Origin of the sequence: Sorangium sp. So ce1036 (genome assembly GCF_051369805.1) — a bacterium.
Classification (GTDB): domain Bacteria; phylum Myxococcota_A; class Polyangia; order Polyangiales; family Polyangiaceae; genus Sorangium; species Sorangium cellulosum_F.
The window spans coordinates 555,012-582,009 of record NZ_JBBMOX010000001.1; the positions used below are offsets into that span (position 1 = coordinate 555,012).

The 26,998-nt window shown below is 74.0% G+C and carries 14 protein-coding genes and 1 CRISPR repeat array; of the genes, 2 read left to right on the forward strand and 12 right to left on the reverse strand.

Translation table 11 applies throughout. From position 1 onward, the window contains the following. Window positions 1-268: 268 nt before the first annotated feature. From WMF31_RS02120 to WMF31_RS02170, 11 genes are all read right to left on the reverse strand, one after another. A complete protein-coding gene (locus WMF31_RS02120; protein WP_436600340.1) occupies window positions 269-1,309 on the reverse strand; it encodes a tetratricopeptide repeat protein in 1,041 nt (346 codons plus the stop codon). Then, window positions 1,306-1,905, reverse strand: a complete 600-nt coding sequence (locus WMF31_RS02125) for an RNA polymerase sigma factor (protein ID WP_436600341.1) — start codon at window positions 1,903-1,905, stop codon at window positions 1,306-1,308. Before WMF31_RS02125 ends, WMF31_RS02120 begins: the two co-directional genes overlap by 4 nt. A gap of 108 nt (window positions 1,906-2,013) precedes the next feature. Next, a complete protein-coding gene (locus WMF31_RS02130; RefSeq protein WP_436600342.1) occupies window positions 2,014-3,468 on the reverse strand; it encodes a hypothetical protein in 1,455 nt (484 codons plus the stop codon). 186 nt (window positions 3,469-3,654) lie between these two features. Beyond that, on the reverse strand, window positions 3,655-4,791 hold the full coding sequence (locus tag WMF31_RS02135; protein ID WP_436600343.1) for a PAS domain-containing protein: 1,137 nt from the start codon (window positions 4,789-4,791) through the stop codon (window positions 3,655-3,657). Window positions 4,792-4,968: 177 nt separating this feature from the next. Next, window positions 4,969-5,391 carry a hypothetical protein gene (locus WMF31_RS02140; RefSeq protein ID WP_436600344.1) on the reverse strand — a complete coding sequence of 141 codons (423 nt, stop codon included), beginning with the start codon at window positions 5,389-5,391 and terminating at the stop codon, window positions 4,969-4,971. 23 nt (window positions 5,392-5,414) lie between these two features. Then, the gene (pheA, locus tag WMF31_RS02145; protein ID WP_436600345.1) at window positions 5,415-6,494 is read right to left on the reverse strand and encodes a prephenate dehydratase; all 1,080 of its coding nucleotides are present in this window, start codon (window positions 6,492-6,494) and stop codon (window positions 5,415-5,417) included. Window positions 6,495-6,726: 232 nt separating this feature from the next. After that, window positions 6,727-7,881: a UDP-N-acetylmuramate dehydrogenase gene (locus WMF31_RS02150; protein WP_436606508.1), complete on the reverse strand. Its 1,155-nt coding sequence runs from the start codon at window positions 7,879-7,881 to the stop codon at window positions 6,727-6,729. A gap of 2 nt (window positions 7,882-7,883) precedes the next feature. After that, complete coding sequence (locus tag WMF31_RS02155; RefSeq protein WP_436600346.1) at window positions 7,884-12,080, reverse strand: hypothetical protein; 4,197 nt, start codon at window positions 12,078-12,080, stop codon at window positions 7,884-7,886. 750 nt (window positions 12,081-12,830) lie between these two features. Beyond that, entirely contained in the window at window positions 12,831-13,187 is a 357-nt protein-coding gene (locus WMF31_RS02160; protein WP_207213707.1) for a hypothetical protein, read from the reverse strand. A 128-nt stretch (window positions 13,188-13,315) separates the two neighbouring features. Next, complete coding sequence (locus WMF31_RS02165) at window positions 13,316-14,254, reverse strand: hypothetical protein (RefSeq protein WP_436600347.1); 939 nt, start codon at window positions 14,252-14,254, stop codon at window positions 13,316-13,318. Window positions 14,255-15,549: 1,295 nt separating this feature from the next. Continuing rightward, window positions 15,550-20,409: direct repeats of the CRISPR family, unit length 36 nt; unit sequence CTCTCCGCCGCTGAAAGGCGGCGGCCCCATTGAAGC. A gap of 145 nt (window positions 20,410-20,554) precedes the next feature. Then, window positions 20,555-21,733, reverse strand: coding sequence for a PAS domain-containing protein (locus WMF31_RS02170; RefSeq protein WP_129354101.1), 1,179 nt, complete (start codon window positions 21,731-21,733; stop codon window positions 20,555-20,557). Window positions 21,734-22,084: 351 nt separating this feature from the next. Between WMF31_RS02170 and parA the strand changes: the two genes are divergently transcribed. Together parA and WMF31_RS02180 are read left to right on the forward strand one after the other, a co-directional pair. Further along, on the forward strand, window positions 22,085-22,768 hold the full coding sequence (gene parA, locus WMF31_RS02175) for a ParA family partition ATPase (protein ID WP_129354099.1): 684 nt from the start codon (window positions 22,085-22,087) through the stop codon (window positions 22,766-22,768). Next, window positions 22,719-23,522 (forward strand): hypothetical protein, encoded by an 804-nt coding sequence (locus WMF31_RS02180; protein WP_436600348.1) that lies wholly within the window; start codon window positions 22,719-22,721, stop codon window positions 23,520-23,522. The genes parA and WMF31_RS02180 overlap by 50 nt, the downstream gene beginning before the upstream one ends. Window positions 23,523-23,814: 292 nt before the next feature. On the opposite strand, the gene WMF31_RS02185 is transcribed toward WMF31_RS02180, so the two are convergent. Continuing rightward, window positions 23,815-26,871 carry a HEAT repeat domain-containing protein gene (locus WMF31_RS02185; RefSeq protein ID WP_436600349.1) on the reverse strand — a complete coding sequence of 1,019 codons (3,057 nt, stop codon included), beginning with the start codon at window positions 26,869-26,871 and terminating at the stop codon, window positions 23,815-23,817. Between the last annotated feature and the right edge of the window lie 127 nt (window positions 26,872-26,998).

The window sequence follows — 26,998 nt, forward strand, 5'->3', positions numbered from 1 at the left end:
GAACGCCGGTGACCCCGAGGCCCCGGAGGGGCGCGAGGGGGCTTGAGGAAGGAGCCCGAAGCGCCGACGGCACAGGGGGCGTGAGGCACCGGCAGGCCCCGGCGAGGCGTCTCGCGGTGTCTGCAGGCCCCGGGGAAGGTGTCTCGCGGTGTGCGCAGGCCCCGGCGAGGAGAGGCGTTGTTCTCGCGCGACCCGCGCCGGCCTCTGCCGCCCAGTCCGGCGTCGTGCCTTTCGCGGATCAGGCCGGGAGGGCGTCAGACCCCGGGGCTCACCTCTTGCCGAGCTCGGTCTGGCGCGCGCGCAGCCGCGGCGCGTGGACGCTGTCGCCATGACGGGCGAGGAACTCGGCAATGGCGGCGCGCTCGTCGGCCGTGCGCCCGAGCCGGCGCAGGCACTGCACCCGCCCGATCCGGGCCTCCGCGGCGAGGGGGCCGCCGCCGGCGAGGTAGCGCTCGAAATGGCCGAGCGCCTCCGCCGCCTTGCCCTGGCGGAGCGCGATCTGGCCGAGCGATACGAGCGCGGCCCGCGCCTCGGGGCTCTCCGGGTGCCGCGCGAGCAGGGCGCGGTACGCGGCGAGCGCCTCGGCGGTCTTCCCCTGACCGAGCCGGGACTGCGCGCGCAGGAGCAGCGCCTCGGCCCCCATCGCGGGCTCCTCCGGAGGCGGTCTGGGCGGCTGTGGAGCGCGATGCCGGGCCTCGACGACAGCGGTGTCCGCGGGCTCGCTCGCCGCCGCGCCGGCGCCGGGCGGGGGCTCCGCCGCCGCCGCGCCGGCGCCGGGCGGGGGCTCCGCCGCCGCCGCGCCGGCGCCGGGCGGGGGCTCTTCCGGCGGCGCGGGCGAGGGGGGGCCCGGGAGCACGCGCGGCGCGCCGTTCGGATCGAGCGCCTCGCTCCCGCCCGGCGCGGGCGGAGGCGCCTCGTCACCCCCGTCCATCAGCTCGGCCGCGAGCGCGACCAGGAGGGTCGCCGCGACCGCCACGCCCGCGACCGCCGCCGCGACCCCTCGTCGCAGCAGCGGCCGCGGCGCCGCGCGCGGCCGCGCCGTGCTCCGCGGCGCGGGCTCGCCGTGGGTGCGCGCGAGCACCCGCTCGATCAGGGCGGCCTCGCTGAGCTCGCGCCCGTCGCCGCGCGCGTCGCCGAGCGCTCCGATCGCAGCCCAGAGCTGCGCCTCCACGCGGAGATCGGGGTCCGCCTCCTCGGCGCGGCGGAGCAGCGCCGCGTCCTCCGGGCGGAGTGGAGCGCCGCGCGCCTGCGTGACGAGGAGGGTGGGCAGGCGGTCCACGTCGATCTCGGACTTCTGCGGGCCAGTCATGACGCTCTCTTCCGGCCGACGGCGATGTCCTGGCGCACTTGCTTGCGGAGCGCGCCGATCCCGAGGCGTAACCTGCTCTTCACCGTGTCGGGGCTGACCTCCGTCATTCCAGCGATCTCCTCGATGGAGTAGTCGAGCGCATGGTGCAGGATGATCACGTCGCGCTGCGCCTCGGGCAGCCCGTCGAGGTACTCGCGCACCTCGCGCGGGAGGGCCTCGCCGGGGCGCTGGCGCGGCGTATCGACGAGCTCCTCGTCGATCGCGCTCTCCGGGGCGACCGGCGCGCCATCCCGGCGCTGCTGCCTGGCGTACCGGAGGACCGTCCGGACGGCGATGCGCCGGGCCCAGGCCTCGACGGCGGCCTCGCCGCGGTAGGTCGCGGCGCTCTCGAGGATCGCGAGCAGGGCGAGCTGCGCGGCGTCGTCCGCGTCGGCCGATGTGCGGAGGAACGCCCGCGCGATCCGGCGGACCCGCGAGATCACCTGGGCCATGAGCCAGGCCTGGGCCGCCGCGTCCCCGGCGCCGGCGCGGCGCATCCGCTCGAGATCGGGTGACGCGGGCGCGGTGGTCGACAGGACGGGAGCGGGGCGCATCATGGCGCTGGTCAAGCGTGGCTCGGGCGACAGCCCGAAGCTCGCGCGAAGAGCCCGTGTGTGCTCAGCGTCCATCGCGGCCCAGAGGTGCGGCACCCGGCCCGAACCGGGTCAATTTTCCTTCTGCGCAGGAGATCTCCGCCGTGGCTGCGAAGGCGTGTCGGCCGGCCGCGCCCGCGGCCGCGGTGGGGCCGACGGGGGGAAACCGAGCTCCAGCCCGAGCCCGGTGAGGAACCGCACCGGGTGGGGATCGAGCGCGAGGCTCGGGTGCACGGCGGCGTCAGGTCGCGTCAGGAGGAAGTCCACGCCCAGCGTCAGCTTGAGGCGAAGCCCCCTGGTGAGCGGAACCCCGAGCTCCGCGACCGGCGCGACGCTCACGAGCACGTCGGTCCGGGTCTCCGGCGGAGGCGGCGGGGGCCTCTGCGGATCGGCCTCTGGCCACGGCCAGGGCGAGCCGCCCAGCGGCGCATCGCCGCGCGGCCGCGGAGGCGGCGGCGGCCACGGGGGCGGCCACGGCGGCGGCCACGACGGGGGGGGCCACGGCGCGGTGGTCGCGGTCGGCGGCGAGGTGGTGGTCGGCGGCGAAGTGGTGGTCGGCGGCGAGGTGGTGGTCGGCGGCGAAGTGGTGGTCGGCGGCGAGGTGGTGGTCGGCGGCGGCGACGACGCGGTGGTCGTGGTCGGCGGCGCGCCACGCCGGGGGATGCGCTGGACGACATCGACGCTGGCGCGCGCCCCGAGCAGCAGGTCGAAGCCGAGCGGGAGGCCGAACCGAACCTGCGCGGTCGTGAGCACCGGGTACCGCATGAGCTCGAACCCGGAGCGCTCGTCGCCGATCGTGGTCGGGAAGATCAGGTCGTAGCCCAGGCCGACGACCACGCGATCTACCGGCGCAAAGGAGGCGCGGAGCGCGGCGGCGCTCTGCCAGGGCGCCTCGCCGCTGAAGTTCGCGCCCGAGTAGCCGACGAGGACGGCGACGGTCGGCGGCCGGCTCGGCGCGAGGGGGGCGCTCCGCGGCTCCGCGGACGCGGCGGATGCAGGGGCGGCGGCGGATGCGGGGGCGGCGGGCGCAGGGGCGGCGGACGCAGGGGCGGCGGACGCAGGGGCGGCGGGCGCAGGCAAGGCCGCCTGCGTCGGTACCGCCGCGGCGGCGTCCACCTCGGCCAGGCCGACGACGTGCCCCTCGCGGAGCTCCTCGGCGACCGCGGCGGCGATGTTGGCGAGCGACTCGAGGGCCGTCGCGGTCTGCCCGGGCGGGACCGGGATGCGGCGGCCGTGGATCTGCTCGCCGTCCCGCTCGACCACGTACAGCGCGAGCTCGTCGCTCGACCCGGCGTCGATCCAGAGCACGCCCCGCGCATCCCACGCCTCGGCGAGCGCGCGCGCGTCGGGGAGCAGCCGTGTTAGCGCCGGCCTCGGCGCGTCGGGGCGGACGATTTGAAGGCGGACGCCGAGCGGGCGAACGTGGGCCGCGACGAGGTCGAGGGCCCGCCGGTCGAGGCTGCCGGCGCCCGGGGAGGCCGCGAGGACGAGCACCGGCGTGAGCTCCGCGTGCGGCCCGGCCGCCAACGCCGGGAGCGCGAGGACCGCGCAAGCGGCCGCGCTTGCGGCCGCTGAGGCAGCGCGGAGGGCGAGCGCGGACGTCGCAGCCGGCACGGGCGACCGAAGTTACCATTGCTCCTCTCGTCGCACCATCCCCGCCCGGCGCTTCGGGACGGGCCCCTCCGCGGGTGGCGCTGCACGCCGGGGGCTGCGTCAGGAGGGGGACAGATCGCGCGTCGCCGCCTCGGCGGCCATGCGCTGGATACAGAGCTTGAGGCCCGCGCGCAGGTTGCCCTTCGTCACGATGCCGGTGAGATCGACGCCGAGCGCGACCATGGTCTGGGCGACGTTCGAGCGGATCCCGGCGATGATCCCCTCGGCGCCGAGGAGGCGGAGGGCACGGACCATCTCGATGAGGTAGCCCGCCGTCCTCGTGTCCACCGCCTCGACGCCCGTGAGATCCAGGATCGCGAAGCGAGCGCCCTTGTCGGCGACGGCCGTGAGCAGGTTGTCCATCACCTCGGAGGTCCGCGCGCTGTCGACCACGCCGACCATGGGGACGGTGAGGACGCTCTCCCAGACCTCGATGATGGGCGTGGACAGCTCGCGTATCACCCGCTGTTGCCGCTCGATGGTCTCGAGGTTCGAGAGGAGCTCTGTCTCCCTCCGCTTCGCCTCCGAGCCGTCGAGCGAGATGCTGATGACACCATCCGGCTCGCCTCGCTCGTCGCTCACCGGCACATACCATGTCTCCCAGGTGCAGCCGTTCACGTCGGCGATCTCGTGTCCGGGGGTCCCCGCGAGCGCCTCGCGGATGAGCTGCGTCGACGGGAAGCCCGCGAAGACATCGAGCACGCTCTGCCCGACGAGCTGATCTTCCTCGAGGCCCGCCCTGGCGAGCGCCAGCCCCTTGTGGAGCCGGAACACGCCGGCCCGATCGAACCTGGCGAGCGCGAGCGGCAGGCGATCGAGGAGCGCGCGGAGGAGCTCCCCGGCCTCGTCGCGCTCCGCCGACGGCCGTGCCCGCTCCGTCACGAGCTGGCCAAAGCAGACCAGGCCCACCGGCGCTCCCGCCTCGTCGAGGACGGGCTCGTGAACCCATGAGCACTCGACCGCGCTGCCGTCCTTGCGCGCGATGGTGAAGACGTGCGGCGCGCCGCTCTCGTCGGCGCAGGCGCGCCGGAAGGCCGCCCGGTCCGCCTCGCGCACCAGGAGCTCGACGAGGCGTTTGCCGATGGCCTCCTCTCTGGAATAGCCGAAGGCCCGCTCGGCCGCCGCGTTCCACTCGACGATCTCGAGCGCGTCGAGGCCGCCGGCGCACTCGATGAGGGCGAATGGCGCCTTGCGCATCGCGCGCAGGTAGCCTGTTGCCCGGTGCTCGTCTCTCGTCGCCTTCGCACCCCCCATGGTGATTTCACCCATACCCTGCGCGCGCGAGGTCCGTCGAGGGGGCAGGCGCGACGCCCGGTCGATCAGGGCGAATTTTCGGGGTACATCGCGCCTTGAGTCACAGGGTGTCGCACCGCCTCACCGCATGATGCCCGGTGTTGCCGATCTCGGCTCACCGCATCGTGTCTCGGTGGTGCCGGTCACCGTGGGAGAGGCGGGGGCGGCTCGACGCGCCGCCGCGCCCGGAGCGCGAGCGGCGCCGGGGCGCGGCGCTCCGCGCTGGCGGATGTCGAATGGTCCATCGTCCTGGCAATCGCCGTTCGCGCGCATCCGCGGGATCGCGTCCTTGCAGCCTGCCTCCCACGCCGGATTGGCCACCTCGTTGCCGATGTCGACGAGCAGGCTCTGCCGGCGCTCCTTGATCACCGCGACGACATCCGGCTTCGTCCAGTAGTCGACCAGGCTCGGCAGCTCGTCCCACTCGCCCGTGGGGTCCTGCAGCGCGATGCTCGGAATGAGCTTCTGCGAGAGCGCATTAAGCCCCGGAGGTGAGCCCCCCAAAGGGCCGCACCACCGCCTGGGCCTCAGCGCACGCCGGTCGAGCGCGGGTAGCTGCCGAGCACCTTCACCATCTCGCAGCGGGCGCGCAGCCGCTCGATCGCCTCCCCCACGCGCGCCTCGGTCCGGTGCCCCTCCAGATCGACCAGGAAGACGTAATCCCAGTGCTTCTGGCGGCTCGGCCGCGACTCGATCCGCGTCAGGTTGATCGCCGCGTCGTCGAAGATCGCGAGCACGCGGCGGAGCGCCCCGGGCTCCTCCTGCACCGAGAAGACGATCGAGGTCTTGTCCGTGCCCGTGGGCGGCGCGTCGGCCGGCGCGATCACGATGAACCGGGTCGCGTTCTCGGGCCGGTCGTGGATGCGCTCGCGCAGCAGCGGCAGGCCGTAGAGCTCGCCCGCGCCGCGGTTGCCGACCGCCGCGGCGGCGGGATCGGCGAGCGCCTCGCGCGCCGCCTCGGCGGCGGAGACCGTCTGGACGATCTGCGCGCCGGGGAGGTGCTTCGCGAGCCAGAGGCGGCAGTGCGAGAGCGCCTGCGCGTGCCCGTGGACCCGGCTGACGCCGCTCAGCCCCGCCGCCTTGCTGAACAGGCAGTAGGCGACGTCGAGCACGAGCTCCTGCCGGATCTGGAGATCGCTCTCGATCAGGGCGTCCGCCGTGAGCGTCACCGAGCCCTCGGTCGAGCTCTCGACCGGGACCACGCCGCAGGCCGCTTCCCCCGCGCGCACCGCGTCGAAGACGCCCTCGATGGTGCCCGTCTCCCGGTACACCGCCGCCAGCCCGAACAGGTGCCGCGCCGCGACCTCCGCGAAGGCGCCCTCCGTCCCCGGAAAGGCCACCTTCATGGGCTCCTCGAGCGACAGGCAGGCGCTCATCACCTCGCGGAAGACGACCCGGATGGCGTCGCGCGGGAAGCGGCCCGCGCCCCTGGCCTGGAGCCGCGTGAGCACGCGCCGCTCCCGCTCCGGGTCGTGGAACCGCGTCGCGTTCGCCGCGCGCTTCGCGTGCGCGACCTCGACGGCCACCTCGGCCCGCTCGGCGAGCAGGTCGAGGATCCGGTCGTCGATGCCGTCGATGCGCGCGCGAAGCTCGTCCAGGGTCGCCATGGAAGGATCCACCTCGGGAGGGTCGAGCGGCCATCAAAGCGCAGGGGGCGCGGCCGCGCAAGGCTCGCCGCGGCGCCCGGAATGCGCGCAACGGACGCGCGCGCCGCGGGCGCAGCGGCGACGCCTGGGGCGCCTGCGCGCGCGTCGCGGGCGCAGCGGCGGCGCCGGCGCGCGTTGCGCTGGGCGCGCCGTCCCCGGGCGCGCGGCCGTTCAGCTCCCCGGGCGCGGCCGCTCAGCCGCCCTGGTCTGCCGCGCGCCCGCCCGTGAGATCGTCCGTCTCGCCGGGCGCGAAGCCGACGAGATCCGGCTCCGGCGTCAGCGCCACGCCGAACCGATCGAGCACGCCCCGCCGCACGCGCCGCGCGAGCTCGAGGAGCTCGGCGGCGGTGGCGCCGCCGCGGTTCACCAGCGCGAGCGTGTGGCGCGTCGAGATGCCCGCGGCGCCGTGGCGCGTCCCCTTCGCGAAGCCGGCGCGCTCGATCAGCCAGGCGGCGGAGAGCTTCACCCGGCCGGCGCCCGCCGGGTACCGCGGGATCGCCTCGCCGGGCGCGAGCACGCCCGAGGCCTCGATGCGCGCGATCGCCGCCGCCGCGTCCCCTGCGGCGAGCGTCGGGTTCATGAAGAACGACCCGGCGCTCCGGCCGTTCTCGTCCGTCGGATCGAGCACCATCGACTTGCCGCGGCGGAGCGCGAGGATCGCGCGGCGCACCTCGTCGAGCGGCGGCGCCGGCCCGCCGGCGGGCGCCGCGAGCGCGCGCGCGAGCTCGGGGTAGCGGACCGTCGCGGCGCCGCCGGGGCGCAGCGCGAAGGTGACGCGCGTGATGACGTACCGGCCGCGCCACGCGCGCTTGAACCGGCTGTCGCGGTACCCGAAGCCGCAGTCCGCGCCCGCGATGACGGCCGCGGCGCCCGTCGCGCGGTCGATCGCCCGGACCTCGGCGATGGTCTCCGCGACCTCCTGGCCGTAGGCGCCCACGTTCTGGATCGGCGTCGCGCCGACGTCGCCGGGGATGCCCGACAGGCACTCGACGCCCGCCCAGCCCTCCTCGACCGCGCGCGCGGCGAGGTCGTCCCACCGCTCGCCCGCCCCGACGTGCACGAGCGCGCGGTCCGCCGCGCCCCCGTGCGCCCCGGCTCGCGCCGGGCCCGCGCGCTCGACCTCGATGCCGCGGGTGCGCACGCGCAGCACGAGCGCGTCGACGCCGCGGTCGGCGACGAGCAGGTTCGAGCCGCCGCCGAGCACGAACAGCGGCACGCCGCGCGCCTCGGCGAGGCGGAACGCCTCGGCCACGGCGGCCTCGCCGTCGGCCTCGGCGAAGAAGCGCGCCGGACCGCCCACGCCGAGCGTCGTGAGCGGTGCCAGCGGGACCGACTCGCGGATCTCCAGGCTCAAGGCTTCTTCTCCGCCGTCCCCGTGGCCCCGGCCCCGCGACCCGGCTCCGGCGCGGCCCCGGCCGGCCGCGCCACCCGGATGCCCGCCATGAAGCCGCTGTCGACCGCCTGCACCCGCTCGACGAACGCCTTGTAATCGTCGGCGTCCACCGTCCCCGTCGGCAAGCTCAGCGTGAAATCCTCCTCGATCGTCCTGCCGGCCGCCCCGTCCGCGCCGCCGCCCGCCGCGCCGCCGCCCGCCGCGCCGCCGCTCGTGTTGCCGCCCGCCGCGCCGCCGTACGTGCCCTTGCGCGACGCCGTGAGGATCGGGTGCTCGACGCGCACGCCCTCGGGCGCGCGCACGACCACGTGGCCCTCCGGCAGCTCGATCCTGCGGCGCACGTGGTACTGGAGCGCGGTCTCGATCGCGAGCGCGCTCGTGCGGGCGCCGCGCGACGCGTACGTGGCGCCGAGCGTGCTCGTGAACGCGCGCGGGAACACGAGGTGCACCGGCTCCACGCCCGGCAGCGTCCACGTCGCGCCGTCCTTGCCCTCCGGCCGCGCGAAGCCGTGGAGGCTCACGGCCGCGCGGAGCGTGACCCCCCACGCGCCCTCGGCCGACGAGACGACGACGTCCTCGACGTCGGCCCACGGGAGCCAGCCGAGCACCACCTCCCGGAGCAGGTCGCGCCGCGCCGTGCCGACCACGGTCTCGAACGCCTCCGAGAGCGCCTGCGCCGCGCGGCCGTGCAGCAGGATCGTCAGCGTCCCCGAGGCGTTGCCGTGCGCGTCGACCCGGAGCCTGAGGTCGACCTCGTCGCCCATCTCGCCGCTCGTCCCCTGCACCGTGACGAGCTCCCCGGTCGGCAGCATGGCGGAGCGGCCGCGGAGCTCGGGGCTCACGCGCCCGGGCGGCAGCGGCGGGCCCTCGACGTCGGCGTCGATCCACACGTCGCCGCCCGGCAGGCGGGCGATGACGAGCGGGTGGCGGAAGCGCCCCGCGTGCGGCGGAAAGTCCGCCGACGCGCTGAACGGCTCGGTCTCGGCGACGGCGAGGTCGGCCCGGACGCCGAGCTCGCGCAGCGCGCGGTAGATGACCCACGACCGGCTGCCCTGGCCGAGCTCGATCATCGTGCGCGCGGTCGTGCGCTGCGGGCCGGCGTTGAAGAGCGCCGCGAGGTCCGAGAGGTCGGCGCCGCCGGCGAGCCTCACCGCCTTGCCCGCGGCCGCGACGACGCGCTCGAGGAGGGCGGGGCCCGGGGCGCGCTCGGCCCCCGCCGCCTCCTTCGCCCAGCGGGCCATGAACGGATCGCGGTCGTCGAGCGAGCGGATGTTCTCGTCGATGGCCGCGGCCACGTGGTCCCAGGTCAGCGTGCCCAGGCTGACGCCCACGGCCATCTCCAGCCGGGGCACGCCGTCCTCCATGCGCCGCGGCGGCTGGTCCTCGAGCCGGAAGACGCTCACCGTGGAGGCGCCCTCGGCGCGCTGCTCCGCCTCGCCGAGCAGCGGGTGCGACCAGATCGCGAGCGGCAGCGACGACGGGCGGCGCACCTCGATCTCGGCCTCGCGGACGCTCGTGCGCTCGGGGAGCAGGTCCCACGTGTCGATGACGAGCTGGCCGCTGTCGCCCGGCAGCGCGTACCCCTCGGTGATCTGCTCGACGTAGTCGCCCTGCTCGAGCTGCGAGAGATCGCTGTGCTCCTGGGCGGCGTTCGCCGCGGCGTCGGGCGCGAGGACGCGGCCGTCGCGCTTGTGGATGCGGCGGCGCAACAGGCGCGTCACGGCGCGGCCCTCGATGAGCGGGCCGTAGGTGGCCGCCCCCTGGGCCACGTCGGTGGTGCCGGAGACGCGGCGGAGATCGTAGGTCACGAAGTACACGAGCCCGTCGTGCGCGATGTCGAACCGCTCGACGTGGCGGAGCACCGCGGTGGCGGCGCCGGGGAGGAACGCCTTCGCCTGGTCCTCCAGCACGAGCTTTCGCCCCTCGGCCTCGAGCCGCGGCGCCGGATCGGGCGTGAGGCCGAGGGCGCGGGCGATCGGGGCGATGCCGGTGGGGGCGTCGTGGGCGGCGGCGCGGTCGCGGGCGAGGCGGCCGCGCACGGCGCGGGCGTTGCCGCGGCCGGCGGCGAGGCCGAGCGCCTCGAGCAGGACGCGCTCGCCCGGCGCCATGGCGTCGTAGACGGCGAGCGCGCCGCGCAGGTCGCCGCGGGCGACGCGCTCGCCGAGCTCCACGTCGCGCAGGGCGTGCGGCGCGCGGCGGAGCCGGCGGAGCCGCTGGATCTCGGCGAGGACGGCGGGGTGGTCGCCCGTGTTCTGGAGGGCGACGAGGCAGGCGAAGCCCGACCGATCGAGGCCGCCGTGGCAGGCGGCCTTCACGGCGTCGGCCCCGGCGCGGCCGTGGATCCGGTCGTCGACGCTGGCGAGCAGGGCCGAGCCCGGCGCGGCCGCGGCGAGCTTCGCGTACGCGGCCTCGGCGACGTCGGTGACGCCGGCGCGGCGCGCGATCGCGGCGAGCTGGGCGAGGACCATCCGGTCGGCGTCGGGGACGGCGGGCGCCGAGAGGCCGGACGGCCCGGGGGGCGCGACGTGGAGCCCGAGCTCGCGGAGGGCGTCCATCGTGCCCTGGCCGGGGCCACCGCGGCGCTCGGCGAGCTCGGCGAGGTAGAGGCGCGCCTCCCACGACCGGGGCCACGCGGCGAGCACGCGGCCGAGGGCCGCCCGGGTGCGCTCGGCGACCTGGGGCTCGGGCAGATCGCCGACGCGGCGGATCGCGCGCGCGTAGAGCAGGGCGCGCAGCGGCGAGGGCGGCGAGCGCGGTGCGGCGTCGGCGAGGAGGCCGTCGCCGGCCGGATCGAGGAGGTGCTCGGCCGCGCGCGCGTCGCCGAGCGCGAGCAGCGCCGCGGCGGCGAGATCGAGCTCCGCGGGGCCGGCGCGCCTCGCGGGGGCGAGCGCGACCGGGGTGGGCCGCGACGCCGCCGCGGCCGCCGCGGCGCCGGGGCGCGGTGCGCGGGCGCGGAGCGGCAGGCCGTCCTCGCCCCACGCGTCGAGCTCGATGGTGCCGCCGTCGCCCTTCTGCGCCACGCGGACGACGACGCGCAGCGTGCCCGGCTGGGCCTCGACGGTCGCGAGCCGGGTGACCTCGTCGCCGCCCGCGGCGTAGCTGCGGTGGATGGCGGGCACGCCGCCGATCTCGAGCTCGGCGGCGGACGAGGAGGCGAGCGCGAGGCTCACCCGCTGGGCGATCGGGTTGTGGAGGTCGACGACCACGGCGCGCGTGCCCTGGAGCGCGCTCACCGCGTCGACGTCGATCGCGCACGCGTTGGCGCGCACGACGACGGGCGAGACGCTCCTCGCGAACGGCGCGATCCCGGGGTAGGAGCGCGCGAGCGGCGCGCCGGGCGCGGAGCTCACGGGCGAGGGCCGGGCGAGGCCGTGGAGCGGCGGCCCGTCGAGCGGGCCGATGAGGGCGGCCTCGCCCGCGCAGCCGCGGCGCGCGCTCCAGGTCACGGCCGCGGTCTCGTCGCCGACGTGGAGGGCGATGCGGTGGAGCGCGCTCGCGAGCGCGCCGCGGAGGAACGGCATCTCCGTCGCGCCGCGGCCCCTGGCGTCCGCGAGCGCCCAGGCGCGCTGGAGGCGGCGGGCGATCTCGGGGAGCGCCTCGCGCGAGCGGAACGCGATGGCCGAGGCGGCGGGATCGGGGCCGCTCGCGGTGCCGGCGCCGAAGACGAGGGCGTCGGTGGACGCGAGGACGGCGGCGAGCGCGCCGTCGGCGCGCGGCGCCTCGACGGCCTGGTCGATGGCGTCGAGGTACGGCGCCGCCGCGGCGGAGCGCGCGGCCTCGGCCTCCATCGCCCTGGCGAACGTCGCGGCGAGCCCCCCGCCGGGCTGCGCGGGCGCCTCGGCGCGCGGGGGGGCGCACGCGGGGGCGGCGAGCGCGGCGGCGAGCGCCAGCGCGGCGAGGCGGGGGGGCGCGGCGAGGCGGGAGCCCGCGGCGGAGCGAGGGGGCGCGGCGAGGCGGGGGGGCGCGGCGGGGCGAGGGGGCGCGGCGAGGCGGGGGGGCGCGGCGAGGCGGGGGCGCGCGGCGGGGCGAGGGCCCGCGGCGGGGAGAGGGCTCGCGGCGGGGAGAGGGCTCGCGGCGGGGAGAGGGCTCGCGGCGGGGAGAGGGCTCGCGGCGCGCTGGTCCACGTTCATGCTGCGGCGAGGCTGGATGGTCACGATCGGCGTCTCCCGGCGTCGCGCGGCGGCGCCTGCCCGCGGTTCCTTAGGGGGCGTGGATTGCCGACGCAAACGCGAACTTCCCCGCGGGAGCTGGCCCTCGTTCGCGGGTTCGCCCTCCAGGCGACCTCCGGGAGCCGGCCGGCGCTCGCGGAGGCCTCCGCGGCGACTCCCGGAAGGAAGAGCTCATGCAAGCGTGGCGGCGCGGGTACCCCCGGAGGCAGAAAATCAGGCAGCTCGGTGAACGAAGCCGGAAGTTGTTGTGGTCCACAACACGCGAATGGCTCCCGGGCAGGACATTCGTGTGATCATTTATACAAACCAGGCGGCACCGGCGAACGAGACCGGGGGTTAAAGTAGGCCGTCATACACAAATGTCTCCCGGGCAGCACATTTATGTAGTTTGTTATACACAAATGTCTCCCGCGGAGGATATTTATGTAGTGCGGCATACACAAATGTCTCCTGGGCAGCACATTTATGTAGTTCATTATACAAAGTTGAGTGTCGCGGCGGGTCGGAAGCTGCGGCCGGCGACCGGGGTGAGTCCACGTCGACCCCGAACGCCGTCCAGTCGCCGAAGGGCGAGGGGGAGCGTGAGACGCCGACCTCGGAGGGGCTCGGCGTGTGCCTTCATGGGGTCATAGCAATCCGGACGGGTCGCCAGGCCGGGCCTTTCGTTGGACGCATTCCGTTCTGGCACCGGATTTCTCACGCCTCGAACCGGCATCGTGGGCGCGCAATCCATGTTCAGTGCGCCGCCGGCTCGGCGAGCCACGCGGCGAGCGCGTCGGCGGAGAGCTCCAGACGGACATCGTCGAGGCGATTCAGGCCGAGCCGGTCGAACCGCTCGACCAGCACGAACTGCTCGGCCTCGGAGAGCGGCCGGCCGAGCTTCTTCTCGAACTGCCTGGCCAGGGGCCGGATCTGCCCCTCCTTGAGCCCCTTCTCAAGCCCTTCCTTGAACCCTTCCTGCAGCGCCTCCTTCCGGATCGACTGCTTGAACTGCTCGAACCACTCGTGGATTTCCGCCATGATCTCCTCTTCTTCAACCTGCTCTTCTTCAACCTGCTCCGCCGTTCGTGCCGAGGGGTCCTGCTGGCTCATTCGTGTGCCTTCATGGGGTCATAGCAATCCGGATGGGTCGCCACGCCGGGCCTTTCGTTTGATGCATTCCGTTTCCGGCGACGGACTTCTCACGCCTCGGACCGGCATCGTCAGCGCGCAATCCACGTTCAGCGCGCTGTCGGTTCGGCAAGCCACGCGGCGAGCGCGTCGGCGGAGAGCTCCAGACGGACATCGTCGAGGCGATCCAGGCCGAGCCGGTCGAACCGCTCGGCCAGCACGGATCGCTCGGCGCCGGAGAGCGGCCGGCCGAGCTTCTTCTCGAACTGCCTGGCCAGGGCCCGGATCTGCCCCTCCTTGAGCCCCTCCGCGAGCCCTTCCTTGAGCCCCTCCGCGAGCCCTTCCTTGAGCCCCTCCCTCCGGATCGATTGCTTGAGCTGCTCGAACCATTCGTGGACTTCCGCCATGATCTCCTCCTCTTCAACCTGCTCCGCCGTCCGCGCCGAGGGGTCCTGCTGGCTCATGAAGCGCAATCGTACCAGCCAGGGCAGGGCGATGCTCCTCTCCCAGGCGTCCTCGGGCAGGGCGACGAGGTCCTGGACGGCGTGGCGGAGCACGGCGCGCGCGCCGAGCAGCCGCAGGAGCAGCGTCTCGCGCGTGCGCGGCAGCTCGGCGATGACGACGACATCGACGCGCCAGCCCGGCGCGGCGCGGTAGAGGCCGGCGCGGCCGGGCTCGGGCTCGAAGCGGAACGCGTCGAGCACGGTCGCGGGCCGGCCGCTGCTCAGGACGCACAGCCGCGGGAACGGCACCTCGCCGCCGGCGCGGCGCGCGAGCTCATGATGCCAGTGGAGCTGCTTGCGCACGCAGCCGCGCAGCTCGCCCGGACCCGGGGTGTCGTGGAACGGCTCGAACTGGCATGGATCGGCCGCGAGCTCGCCGAGCAAGCCGAGCTCGGCGCGCGCGGTCGCGCGGGTCGGGTCGGGCACGTACCAGACGTCGATGGTCTGGGAAGCGGCGATGACCTCGACCTCGGTGTCGACGGCGCCGACGCGGGTGAGGGTATCGCGCAAGACGTTCTTGCCGAAGGCGTCGAATCTGCTGCGCATCGACTCGAGGGCGAGCATGGGATTTTGCCCGCGGTGCGGCAAGGCCATTGTGGTGTTTCGTGGGCTGGATTTTCGAGGGCCGGAGGCGCGATGGCAGGCGCTCGGCGTGCGCCGGAGCGGTGTTGCGTGGGTGGCGGCGATCTCGTGCTGTAATCGATGGGGCGAGTGGGCATGTCGCGTTGCTGCTGCTGTTGCCGCTGCTGCGCAATTCGAGGCGATTCGTGTGGAGCGTGGGTAATAGGCGAGGCGAGGGGAGTGGCGCCTGAGGAACGCCGAGGCGATGCGACGGGAAGTCGCTTCTCCGCCCCGGCGTCGCTCCGCCGAGCTGGGGCGCTGGCGGCCGCCACCGCGGTAAGAAGGACGCCGAGCCGAGCGAGGGGAGACGCGCTGGATCAGGCGCCCCCCTCGGCGCGACCGCGCCGCCGGATAGCCGTGCGCGCAGCACGGGCGCTGCGGCGACCCTTCTCGTGCGAGTCGTGCGAGGTCCTGGGGTCGGTCGCGCGCCCGCCCCCCGCCCGGACTCCGCTCGACCTCTGCTCGACCTCTGCTGGAGGACGGGGCTCGACGTGACCTCGGCAGGCCCTCCGGTAGGCTCCGGTAGGCGGGGAGCAGACCGGGAGCAGAACGGAACAGCGCCAGCGCCGTCCTGTCCGCCGGGTGAGCACGTCCCAGGGTGGGAGGGTCGACCCCGCGCTCGGAGAGCGATCCCGGGATGCGGCGACGCCGCGGACGGGATCGCGGGAGGGGAGCGCCAGCGCGACCGTGCGGGGGGGCGGGAGGGGCCAGGGGTGCCAGGGATGATGAAGAGCGGATCCCCCTGGCCGGCGGGCTCCGGCCCCGGCCCGGAAGGTGGGAGCCCCGAGGGGGATGAGCACATCCGGTGAGGTGGGGGAGGGTGAAGTGGGGGGAGGACGAGGCAGCGGACGGACAGGACGGCGTGAGCCGGGGGACGAACCCGGGCGAGGTGGGGGATCAGGGGACGGAGGCGGCAGGGCGAGCGGCGGCGGAGGGGAGGGGGAGATGGAGGCACAGCGCCGGAGGAGAACGGAAGGGGCTGGGCGAGGGAGGGGGTGGGCATGGTAGTAAGGAGGAGGGCGGACCGGCTGCGAGCGGTGGAGTGACGCCAAAAACCCGGGGGGCGCTCGCAAGGCCGGTAGATGTTTGAAATGATGGAGGATTTCGAGAGGATACGGGGGCCCGCGGGGCGCCTCCGACCCCCGGAGCGGGGGGTGGAACGGGAACCTCTCGCAAACCGGGTTGTAAGTGCGCGAAAAGTCTCGTAAGCTGCGAGACCTCTCTCCGCCGCTGAAAGGCGGCGGCCCCATTGAAGCTAGGAGCCACACGACTAGTCATTGCGGCGAACAATGCTCTCCGCCGCTGAAAGGCGGCGGCCCCATTGAAGCCCAGGCTCCGTCGTCACCCGCGGCACGACCTTCTTTCTCTCCGCCGCTGAAAGGCGGCGGCCCCATTGAAGCCGGCGGGGAGCGTGCGCGTGCTGCTGGCGACCGACACTCTCCGCCGCTGAAAGGCGGCGGCCCCATTGAAGCGTGGCGAACCACCAGATCCAGTGGTTCTGCCTCCACATCTCTCCGCCGCTGAAAGGCGGCGGCCCCATTGAAGCGTTTGGCATGAACCCATCGGATCCGATCTCCTGGGCGGCTCTCCGCCGCTGAAAGGCGGCGGCCCCATTGAAGCATGGCGCTGTGCGGCAGCGACCTCGGCTTGCGCCTGCTCGCTCTCCGCCGCTGAAAGGCGGCGGCCCCATTGAAGCGATCCCGTCCGGGTAGCTGCCGACTTCCAGCGTGTCGCTCTCCGCCGCTGAAAGGCGGCGGCCCCATTGAAGCGAATCGAGCGGGCTGTGCACGGCGCCAAGCGCTGGAACTCTCCGCCGCTGAAAGGCGGCGGCCCCATTGAAGCCGTGGAGCGAGGTAGAGGATCTCGCGGAGCACCGGCCTCTCCGCCGCTGAAAGGCGGCGGCCCCATTGAAGCTTCTCGTCGATTGTCGGAGACGTCGACGATATCGACTCTCCGCCGCTGAAAGGCGGCGGCCCCATTGAAGCGTGATGCCGGTGCGCGAGTCCGCGTAGAGCCGCGCGAACTCTCCGCCGCTGAAAGGCGGCGGCCCCATTGAAGCCAGTTCCTCGCCCGCCGGCGTCAGCACATAGAACGTCTCTCCGCCGCTGAAAGGCGGCGGCCCCATTGAAGCCCCGAGGCGTACGACGCCGAGGTGCGGCGGGAGCTGGCCTCTCTCTCCGCCGCTGAAAGGCGGCGGCCCCATTGAAGCATTTGTCACCCCAATCCAAGAATCGAACCTGTTTATCTTCGACCTCTCCGCCGCTGAAAGGCGGCGGCCCCATTGAAGCGACGCGCCGAGCTGACGCCGGGGCGAGCGCGCCGCGGCTCTCCGCCGCTGAAAGGCGGCGGCCCCATTGAAGCCGGGATTCCCGTAGACGTCGCGGGCGCGGGCGCCTGCTCTCCGCCGCTGAAAGGCGGCGGCCCCATTGAAGCATGATCGCCTTCGTCGGGCAGATCGTGACCCAGACGGCTCTCCGCCGCTGAAAGGCGGCGGCCCCATTGAAGCCCGCCGCGTCTTCTCCGCTGGCTCCGAGATGCCGGAACTCTCCGCCGCTGAAAGGCGGCGGCCCCATTGAAGCGGGTCGTTCGGCATCGTGTCGTCTCCAGGAAGGGGTTCTCTCCGCCGCTGAAAGGCGGCGGCCCCATTGAAGCGCCAGGTCGGCGGTCAGCCTGTCGACCCACCCGTCCTCTCCGCCGCTGAAAGGCGGCGGCCCCATTGAAGCGATCCTCACGAGGTTGGAGACACCGACTACGCCGCCCTCTCCGCCGCTGAAAGGCGGCGGCCCCATTGAAGCATGAGCGCTAGGACGTCGGCGGGCGTCTCGCGCGAGCCTCTCCGCCGCTGAAAGGCGGCGGCCCCATTGAAGCCGTACTCCCGTCGCGCGGCGTAGTCCGTGCGGAACCGCACTCTCCGCCGCTGAAAGGCGGCGGCCCCATTGAAGCCTGGTGTTGGTGATCACCTGGTCGTGCTGCTTGACCTCTCCGCCGCTGAAAGGCGGCGGCCCCATTGAAGCCCTGGCCTTCGTCGAGGTGCTGCGCGCTGCCCAGGACTCTCCGCCGCTGAAAGGCGGCGGCCCCATTGAAGCCCCCTCGCGCAGGCGGGTCAGTTGCGCATCGATCCAGCTCTCCGCCGCTGAAAGGCGGCGGCCCCATTGAAGCTCGCTCACTTCGAACTCGACCCTCTCCGCCTTGCAGCTCTCCGCCGCTGAAAGGCGGCGGCCCCATTGAAGCCCCGTAGTGCGCGACGGCAGACCGCTACGCAACCTGCCGCCTCTCCGCCGCTGAAAGGCGGCGGCCCCATTGAAGCTCCATCTCCCAGCCGATCGGCTCATGACGAAGGCCCTCTCCGCCGCTGAAAGGCGGCGGCCCCATTGAAGCTCGCCGTGACGATGTACCCCTCAAGCGCCTGCACGTCTCTCCGCCGCTGAAAGGCGGCGGCCCCATTGAAGCTCAGGGTTGTTCGCGGGGTAGTGCATCCCCTGCGTTTCTCTCCGCCGCTGAAAGGCGGCGGCCCCATTGAAGCGCGGACAGGGGCATCGGCATCCTGTCGGTCCGGTGCTCTCCGCCGCTGAAAGGCGGCGGCCCCATTGAAGCGTGAACTCGTCGGCGTAGATGGGGGCCCGGTTGGCGACTCTCCGCCGCTGAAAGGCGGCGGCCCCATTGAAGCAGCGTCGCCACCATGTCCAGCGTCTTGCTCATCGGCGCTCTCCGCCGCTGAAAGGCGGCGGCCCCATTGAAGCATGGGTATCCCCGTGAAGGTGAGCGACCGGAACACCGTCTCTCCGCCGCTGAAAGGCGGCGGCCCCATTGAAGCCGCACGGTCCCCACCCGCCTACCACCCAAAAACAGCCTCTCCGCCGCTGAAAGGCGGCGGCCCCATTGAAGCAAGGGCGGGGATAGCGTCATCGGGAGGGCCCTGGATCACTCTCCGCCGCTGAAAGGCGGCGGCCCCATTGAAGCCGCCCATTGATGCGTCGCTCCGGGGAGCTGCGGAGCTCTCCGCCGCTGAAAGGCGGCGGCCCCATTGAAGCATCTCGGCGGCATATCGAGCCTTCGCGCGCGCCTTCTGCTCTCCGCCGCTGAAAGGCGGCGGCCCCATTGAAGCGCAGGGTGGCACGGCGGTCCTCAACATGAGGGTCGCTCTCCGCCGCTGAAAGGCGGCGGCCCCATTGAAGCGCCTCGACGCCGCCGCGCTGCCCCACCACAAGCCGGTCCTCTCCGCCGCTGAAAGGCGGCGGCCCCATTGAAGCTCGACGCCTAGGACCCTCGCACGCGAGGACCCTAGGCTCTCCGCCGCTGAAAGGCGGCGGCCCCATTGAAGCGGCACTACGCGGTCGATCCGTCGCTCGGCCAGTGCCTCTCCGCCGCTGAAAGGCGCCGGCCCCATTGAAGCAGCTCCCGGTTCTCGTCCGGGTAGACGTTGCACGGGAACTCTCCGCCGCTGAAAGGCGGCGGCCCCATTGAAGCATCTTGTCGCTGAGGCCGGAGAGCGCCTCGCCCAGGTCCTCTCCGCCGCTGAAAGGCGGCGGCCCCATTGAAGCGACCACACGCTCTCCCGGCTGGAGCGCGAGCTCGGGCTCTCCGCCGCTGAAAGGCGGCGGCCCCATTGAAGCCTCGTGCCAGTGCGAGGCGACGTGTACCGCGATCCCGTTGCTCTCCGCCGCTGAAAGGCGGCGGCCCCATTGAAGCGCAGCGATCTGGTCTCGCTCCGCGGACCGCGCCCCGAACTCTCCGCCGCTGAAAGGCGGCGGCCCCATTGAAGCGCGTCACTGCCGCGCTGGATGCGCAGGCAGCGCTGAACTCTCCGCCGCTGAAAGGCGGCGGCCCCATTGAAGCCCACGATGCGAAGCGCGACCGCGGGCCCGCCCCACGAGCTCTCCGCCGCTGAAAGGCGGCGGCCCCATTGAAGCCGAGCACGAGGCACGTGTTGAGCAGCGCCTCCCATGCGCCCTCTCCGCCGCTGAAAGGCGGCGGCCCCATTGAAGCTACGATCCATCTTGCGGAGCGATCCGTCCTGTGCATGCTCTCCGCCGCTGAAAGGCGGCGGCCCCATTGAAGCCAGTCCTGGATGTTCATCGTTACACCTTTCCGCGGCTCTCCGCCGCTGAAAGGCGGCGGCCCCATTGAAGCCAGCTCTCCTCCGGGAGGTCGGCCGCGTCGATCGAGCTCTCCGCCGCTGAAAGGCGGCGGCCCCATTGAAGCGACCCGTTCGTGCCCATTTCTTGGCGATGAAACGACCGTCTCTCCGCCGCTGAAAGGCGGCGGCCCCATTGAAGCGCCAACGACAGGCCGAGCTCGCCGCCGTCGAACCCCTCTCTCCGCCGCTGAAAGGCGGCGGCCCCATTGAAGCCGTGGTCGCCCGTCGATGGTGACGTGGGAGAGCTCTCCTCTCCGCCGCTGAAAGGCGGCGGCCCCATTGAAGCTCCCGGGTCTTCTTCATGAACGTCTCGAGGTGCACCTCTCCGCCGCTGAAAGGCGGCGGCCCCATTGAAGCGAGCGCATCGAGCGAGGCGTCGCCCATGGTCGCGAGCTCTCCGCCGCTGAAAGGCGGCGGCCCCATTGAAGCGGGCCAGATCCCGACGCGCCCGCATCGCGCCCCGCTCCTCTCCGCCGCTGAAAGGCGGCGGCCCCATTGAAGCTACTTGACCGCCACCATGCGCGTCACATTGACGCGCTCTCTCCGCCGCTGAAAGGCGGCGGCCCCATTGAAGCTCGACCTCGGCATCGTCGCCAGCCCAGCGGCTCAAAGGCTCTCCGCCGCTGAAAGGCGGCGGCCCCATTGAAGCGCTGTCGGCCGCGAGCCCGGACGCGAGCCGCGGTGGCAGCCTCTCCGCGGCTGAAAGGCGGCGGCCCCATTGAAGCCGTGCCGTGCACGCGTAGTAATCGATCCCGTTGCCGCTCTCCGCCGCTGAAAGGCGGCGGCCCCATTGAAGCACGCAGGCACCCGGGAGGGCGGCGCGGATCTGCTCCTCTCCGCCGCTGAAAGGCGGCGGCCCCATTGAAGCGCTAGCCCTTCCCGTACCCTGTACGCTGTCGCCTGATTTCTCTCCGCCGCTGAAAGGCGGCGGCCCCATTGAAGCGCTAGCCCTTCCCGTACTGCCGCATCAACCACCCGCCGGGCGATGGATTCCCGGCTCCGCGAAGAACAAGGGGATCCCTCAGGATAGAAAGGTGAGTTCCCTCTCCCGTGCGTTCGTTGCGCCCTCGCGGTCGCCTCTCCTCGGCTCAGCGCCGCCCGCCGCCCGCCGGCGCGGGCGCGCCGCCCGCCGGCGCGCCGTTCGCCGCCCCGCCCGCCGAGAGGCGCTGGATGCACAGCCTGAGACCCGCCCGCAGGTTCCCCCTCGTCGCGATCCCCGACAGATCCAGCCCCAGCGCCACCATCGTCTGCGCCACGTTCGGCCGGATCCCCGTGATGACCCCCTCCGCGCCCAGGAGCCGGATCGCGCGGACCAGCTCGATGAGGTAACTCGCCGTCTTCGTGTCGACCAGCTCGACGCCCGTGAGGTCCAGGATCGCGAACCGAGCCTGCTTGTCCACGATGGCCGCCAGCAGGCTGTCCATCACCTCGGCGGCCCGCTGGCTGTCGACCACCCCCACCATCGGCAGCGTCAGCACGCCGTCCCAGACCTCGATGATCGGCGCCGACAGGCTGCGGATCACCTCCTGCTGGCGCTCGATGAGCTCGATCCGCGACCTCAGCTCGTCTTCCCGGACCTTCGCCTCCGTCGCGTCGAGCACCACGCTCACCGCGCCGTCCGGCTCCCCCCGCGCGTCACGCAGCGGGATCACCCACGTCTCCCAGATCGTCCCGAACACCTCCACGCGGGCGCGCATCGACTCGCCTCGGACCCCTCGGCGCAGCGGCTCCATGTCCATCGGCGCAGGAGGAGGATCGAACACGTTCATTCCGATGAACTGGCCCTGCTTCATGCCGAGCGCATCGAGCAGCTTGCCCTCGTGAAAGACGGTATAGCCGTCCCGATCCATCCGGGTCACCGCCGTCTCCAGCGTGCCGAGGATCGCCCGGAGGACGACGTCGCGCTGCCTCAGCGCCTCCACGGCCGTCACCAGCTCCGTGACGTCGTGCCCGAAGCAGAGCAGCCGCGTCGGCCCGCCGGCGTCGTCGAGCACCGGCGCATGGTGCCACTCGCACACCACGGTGCGACCGTCCTTGCTCGTATGGGTGCAGCGGAGCGGGGCGGCGCCCTCCTGCCCGAGCGCGCGCCGCCAGGCCTCGCCGTCGGGCCCGCTCAAGATCGTGTCCGTCAGGGGACGACCCACCGCCTCGGCGCTGGTGTAGCCAAAGATGTGTTCAGCGCCGGCGTTCCACCCGGCGACCACGAGATCGTCGAGGTTTCCCGCGCACTCGATCACCGCAAAGGGCGCGCCGCGGACAGCCTTCATGGCGCTCTCAGGAAACTCCTGGGAGCCGGGAACGGGAGCCGTGCTCGTCATCGTGCGTTCTCGAGGTAACTCGGGACGGATGCCGTCCTTTCTCAGCGTAACGTGGGACGGACGGCGCTGTCGAGGGGCGCGGGCGAGCCACCAGCCCGGAAGGACAAGGGATGAGCCCGATAGGTGAGGTGCCACCCAGCCTGTCGACAGGACCGCGGCCAGCGACGCTGTTCACGGCCACGTACGGATTTCCCTGCCCCCGCGCCGCGGCCGCCGCGCGCGCGGGAGCGGCCAGATGCGGTGTGGGCGATTGCAAGAAAGTGGACTGCGCGACGCAGGTTCTGCTAGGGGGTGGGTATTATGATCATCGCGCTCACCGGACAGAAGGGCGGGATCGGCAAGAGCACCACGGCCGTCAGCCTCGCCGTGGCCGCGCTGGCGAAGGGCCGGCGGGTGCTGCTGGTCGACGCCGACCCCCAGGGGACGGTCCGCACGTGGGGCGACGTGGCCTCCGAGGCGGGGCACGAGACGCCGACCGTCATGGCCATGGGCGCCTCGATGCACAAGCCGGGGCAGCTTCCGGAGGTCGCCGCCGCGTACGACCTCACCGTCATCGACTGCCCGCCGCGCCACGGCGAGATCGCCCGGTCGGCGCTGATGATCGCCGACGTCGCCATCTACCCCTGCGGGCCCACGGCCGCGGACGCCTGGGCGCTGACCGCCGCGCTCGAGGTGTTCCGCGAGGCGGCCACCCTGCGGAGCGCGCTCAAGGGCTGCATCCTCATCACGCGCAAGCAGGGCCGCACGGCGCTCGGCAAGTCGGCGCGCGGGGTGCTCGAGACCTCGGGGCTGCCGGTGCTCTCCACCGAGCTCGGCTACCGCATCGCCTACCAGGAAGCCCTCGCCTGCGGGCAGGGCGTCACGAACTACGCGCCGCGGGACGCCGCTGCCAAAGAGATCACCCATCTCCTCGAGGAACTGGAGAAGCTTCACCATGGCGAAAAAGCAGGTCGCGGTCTCGCTCAGAAAGCCGCCGTCGCCTGAGAAGGTCGACGCGTTCGTCGCGGGCGGCACGGACGGCGCGGCGGAGCACGACACCAAAGCATCGAGGCCCGCCGGCTCCCGGTCGAAGGCCGCTGCCGACAGGCGGGCCCAGGACGCCAGGCCGCCGGCCCAGGCGAAGCAGGGGCAGGCCCCGGAGGCGCAGCAGACGCCGGCAGCGCAGCAGACGCCGGCAGCGCAGCAGGCGCCGGCAGCGCAGCAGGCGCCGGCAGCGCAGCAGGCCCCGGAGGCGCAGCAGACGCCGGCAGCGCAGCAGGCGCCCGAGGCGCAGCAGGCGCCCGAGGCGCAGCCGGGCGCCGAGCTGGCCGCGGCGCCGCAGCCCGCGAGCGCGCCGGCCCCGCCGCAGGCGCTCGCCACCACCCCGGAGCCGCCGGCCGTCCCGCCGGTGCTCGTCGGCGCCGACGGCCGCTCGCGGCGCGCGGTCACGGTCTACCTCCCCGATCCGCTCGCGGACCGGCTGGTGCTCCACTGCATCGAGCACGACCGCGACGTGAGCAACCTGGTCGGCGAGGCCGTGGAGGTGCACCTCGACCGGCGCCTCGGGCCGGCGACGGTCGCCGCCGCCCCCGCCGCCGACAGCGCGAGCGCCCCGCGCGAGCCGGCGCCCGCGGGCCCGAGCTACCGCCCCGAGCCGTTCCGCGCCGCCGACCCCCGCCCCAAGGGCCGCGTCGGCCGCGTCTTCCAGGTCGGCCGCGTGCTGATGACGCTCTGGCGACAGCGACCCCGCGCGAGCTGACCGGCCTCCGCGCCAGGTGCGGTGCGCGCCGTCCGGCGGACTCGACACAACCGCTGCGCTCCGCCATGGAATCGAATCGAACGATCCGACGATATCGTGGTGCTCTCCCCATCGTGCGACGCGGGAGCGCGCGGGGATCCCGCCAGCACCGCGTCGCCGAGATCGTCCCCCGTCCGTGAGGGGGAGAATTTGAACCACAGCGACACAGAGGACACAGAGGAGAGAGAAAGAAAAGAACTCTTGCCTCTCTTCTTCTTCTTCTTCTTCTCTGCGCCCGCTGTGCCTCTGTGGTTCAAACCTTTCTCTTCGAAGATCGGGTCCGCACGCTGACGATGCCGTCGTGCGAAGGGGCACAACCGGGAGCGTGTTCTGATCTGATAGAGAACGATCGTCCGGGAGCGTCTGGGGCTAGCCGCGGCGCTTGACGACGCCGAGCGCCCGCTCCGCCGCCTTCCGGGCCGCCTGCGCGTCCTTGCCCCCCGCGCCGTCGCGCCGCCGCGATCGCGGCCGCCACCTCGCGCTTGCCGTGCGGGTGCGCGTCCGCGAGCTTCAGGTAGAGCTGCGCCCTCGCCGCGAAGTCGGGCTCGCCCCGTCGCGTCGCGATCCGATCGAGCAGGCAGGCCGACACCGCGGTGTCCTCCATCCGCTTCAGCGCGTCGAGCGCCGTCGCCCGCTTCGCGAGCTCCGGCCGCGCCTCGAGGAGGTCGACGAGCGGCGCGAGCGCCGCCGCGCCGAACGCGCGGAGCGCGTCCGCCACGACGCCAGGCTTGTACCCCGCGGCCCACGCCGACAGGAGCTCGTTCAGGCCGCGGACGTCGCCCAGGTACCCGAGCGCGTACGCGGCGATCTTCGCCTCCCGCTCGTCCTCGCCCCGGCCCGCGAGCATCCGCACGAACGTCTCGACCATCTCGACGTCCCCGAGCTGCGCGAGCGCGTACGCGGCCTCCTCGCGCACCCCGCGGGCCGCGTCCGCGTGGAAGGCCCGGCGGAGCGCCGGCAGCGCGGCGAGATCGCCGAGCTCCGCGAGCGCCTTGAGCGCCTCGCCCCGCTCCTCCTGGGTCGGCGCCGCGCCGAGCGCCCGGGCGAGCTCCTGCACCCGCGCCATCCGGGCGGCCCGGCGCTCGCGCACCGCGGCGGCGCCCGGGCCGGCGGCCTCCAGCGCGTCCAGCGCGTCGCGGGCGAGCGCCCGGAGGCCCGCGTCCTTCGCGTGCTCCGCGACCCGCCCCAGCATCGCCGCGGCCTCGGCGCGGGGCGGCCCGCCGTGCTGGGCGACCGCCTGCAGCACCCGCACCGCCGTCAGCCGCGCCATGCGGCCCGCCTTGACCGTGAGCGCCCGCTCCGCGGCGCGGATCGCCTCGGCGCCGAGCGGCGCGAACCGCCGCGCGAGCGTCGGCGCCGCGGTCCCGTCCGCCCAGATCGGGAACAGCCGCTCGGCGAGCTCGCCCGCGGGCAGCGACGCGTAGTAGCGGGCGTGGTGGACCGCCGCGACGTAGCGGCTCATCGCGCCCGTCGCGCGGCGCGCCGTCACCTCCTCGGGCGTGAGCGCCTCGGCGGGGCGCGCGACGAGGACGCTCTCGTACGCCGGCGCGCGCTCGGCCCCGGCGCGGTCGACGGACGTCGCGCCGGCCAGGCGGACGAGCGCCACCTCGAGCACCTGGTAGAGCTTGATGAAGTCGTCCAGCCGATCCGCCGGGTCGGGCCGCTGCAGGAGGCCCTGGAGCAGCGCGGCCTGCTTCTCGAGGCGGAGATCGCGGAGCCGCTCGGCGAGCGGGTCGATCCCGCGCGCGCTGAGCCCGGTGAGGCCCGTGACGAGCGCCTCGGCGAGCTCCTCGCGCACCTCGCCGAGCGCGATGGCCGCGGGCGAGGCGCCCGCCTCCCGGGCCGCGGCGTTCCACGCGGTGCCCTCGAGCGGGCCGCGCCGCGCCGCCGCGCCCTGGTCGGCGCCCTGATCGGAGATCGCGCGCAGCTCGAGGCCGAGCGGGCCCTCGACCACCGCGGCGAGCGGCCACAGCGTGGGCAGCGCGGCGTCGATCCCGACGTCGCCGAGCAGCGCCCGGAGCCGCGCGTCGCGCAGCGCGCCGGCGAGCCGCTCCTCGAGCGCCGCGTCGTCCGGCAGGTGGACGGCCTGCCCCTTGTCGTCCACCGCCGAGAGCCGCGCGCCCCGCGCGAAGAGCGTGTCGACGCGCACCGCGACGGGCGCGAGATCGGGCGCGAAGACGTCCTTCCTGTGCTCCTGCAGCGCCGCGAGCGCGGCGGAGGCGTCGGGCAGCGCCCGCGCGAGGATCGCCTCGAGGGCGCCCGTATCGAGGGGGCGCTTGTCGCCGAGATCGGTGAAGTCGACCCGGAGCGGCGGGTAGCCCGGGTAGGTCGACCCGCGCGCCCCGGCGAGCACCTCGCCGGCGAAGCTCCGCTTCGGCTCGGTCCGCTTCGCCAGGAACGCCGGCAGGATCTGCTTCTCGCTGAGGTGCCGGCCGGACTCGAGGTCGAGGAAGCGGCTCTCCCGGATGACGAAGCCGTCGCTCGTCGCCCGCGTCGAGAAGGCGTACTCGACGAGCGTGAGCCCCTCCACGGGCGCCCTGTCCGACGCCTTCCACGTCTTGCCGACGAGCTCCTCGACGTGGCGGTCGTCGAGCGGCTCGCCGGCGAGGTGCTTCTCGAGCTTGCGGGCCGTGAGCAGGAGGTCGGTGAGGAGGTTCGCGTAGGCGACGGCCGGGAGCGCGCCCCCCCGGGCGCCCGCGGACGGCCGGCCGCCCGCGGCGTGTGGGCCCAGGAGCGCCGCGAGGTCGAGCGTCCGGGCCGAGAGCCGCCGGAGGCGGTTCTCCCGGAGCGCCGCGGCGAGCTGCGCGAGCTGCTCGATGCGGTCCTTGCCGATCGCCGCGACGCCGGCCACGGCGAGCTCGCGCACGAGCGTGCTGACCTGCTCGACGCCCGCCTTCATCAGGGCCTCGGCGCTGGCGCTGCCCTTCTTCACGCTCCGCCGCGCCGGCGCCGCGCCGGGCGCGCCGGCCGGCGCCGCGTCGCTCACGACGAACGACTCGGGCGCGCGCGCCCAGGCGACGAGCAGCGCCGCCGCGTGCTTGCAAAACGCGGTGCTGAACGTCCGCGCGGGGCAGGTGCAGCGCCCCTTGAAGCCGGGCGCCGGCGCGTCGCTGTAGATGAGCGTGACCTTGTAGGGCGCGGCGCCGGAGCCCCTGGCCTCGCAGAACAGCTTGTTCTCGTGGCGCGCGAGGTTCAGGAGCTGCCCGCCGTCGTAGAGCAGCGCGCCCTTCCTGAGCTCCGCCGCGTCCGGGATGAACGCCCGGAGCTCGCCGGCCCCGATGCGCTGCACCTCGCCCGGCGCCGCGCTCACGCCGCCCCCGCGGGCGCGCGCGCCGGGCGGCGCGTCGATTCGATCTCATCTCCCCGGGAAGCGAGCGTCGACATCGACCGGGGAGCCTACCACGGGCGGCGCCGCGGCGGCGCCCGGCCCCGGCGCC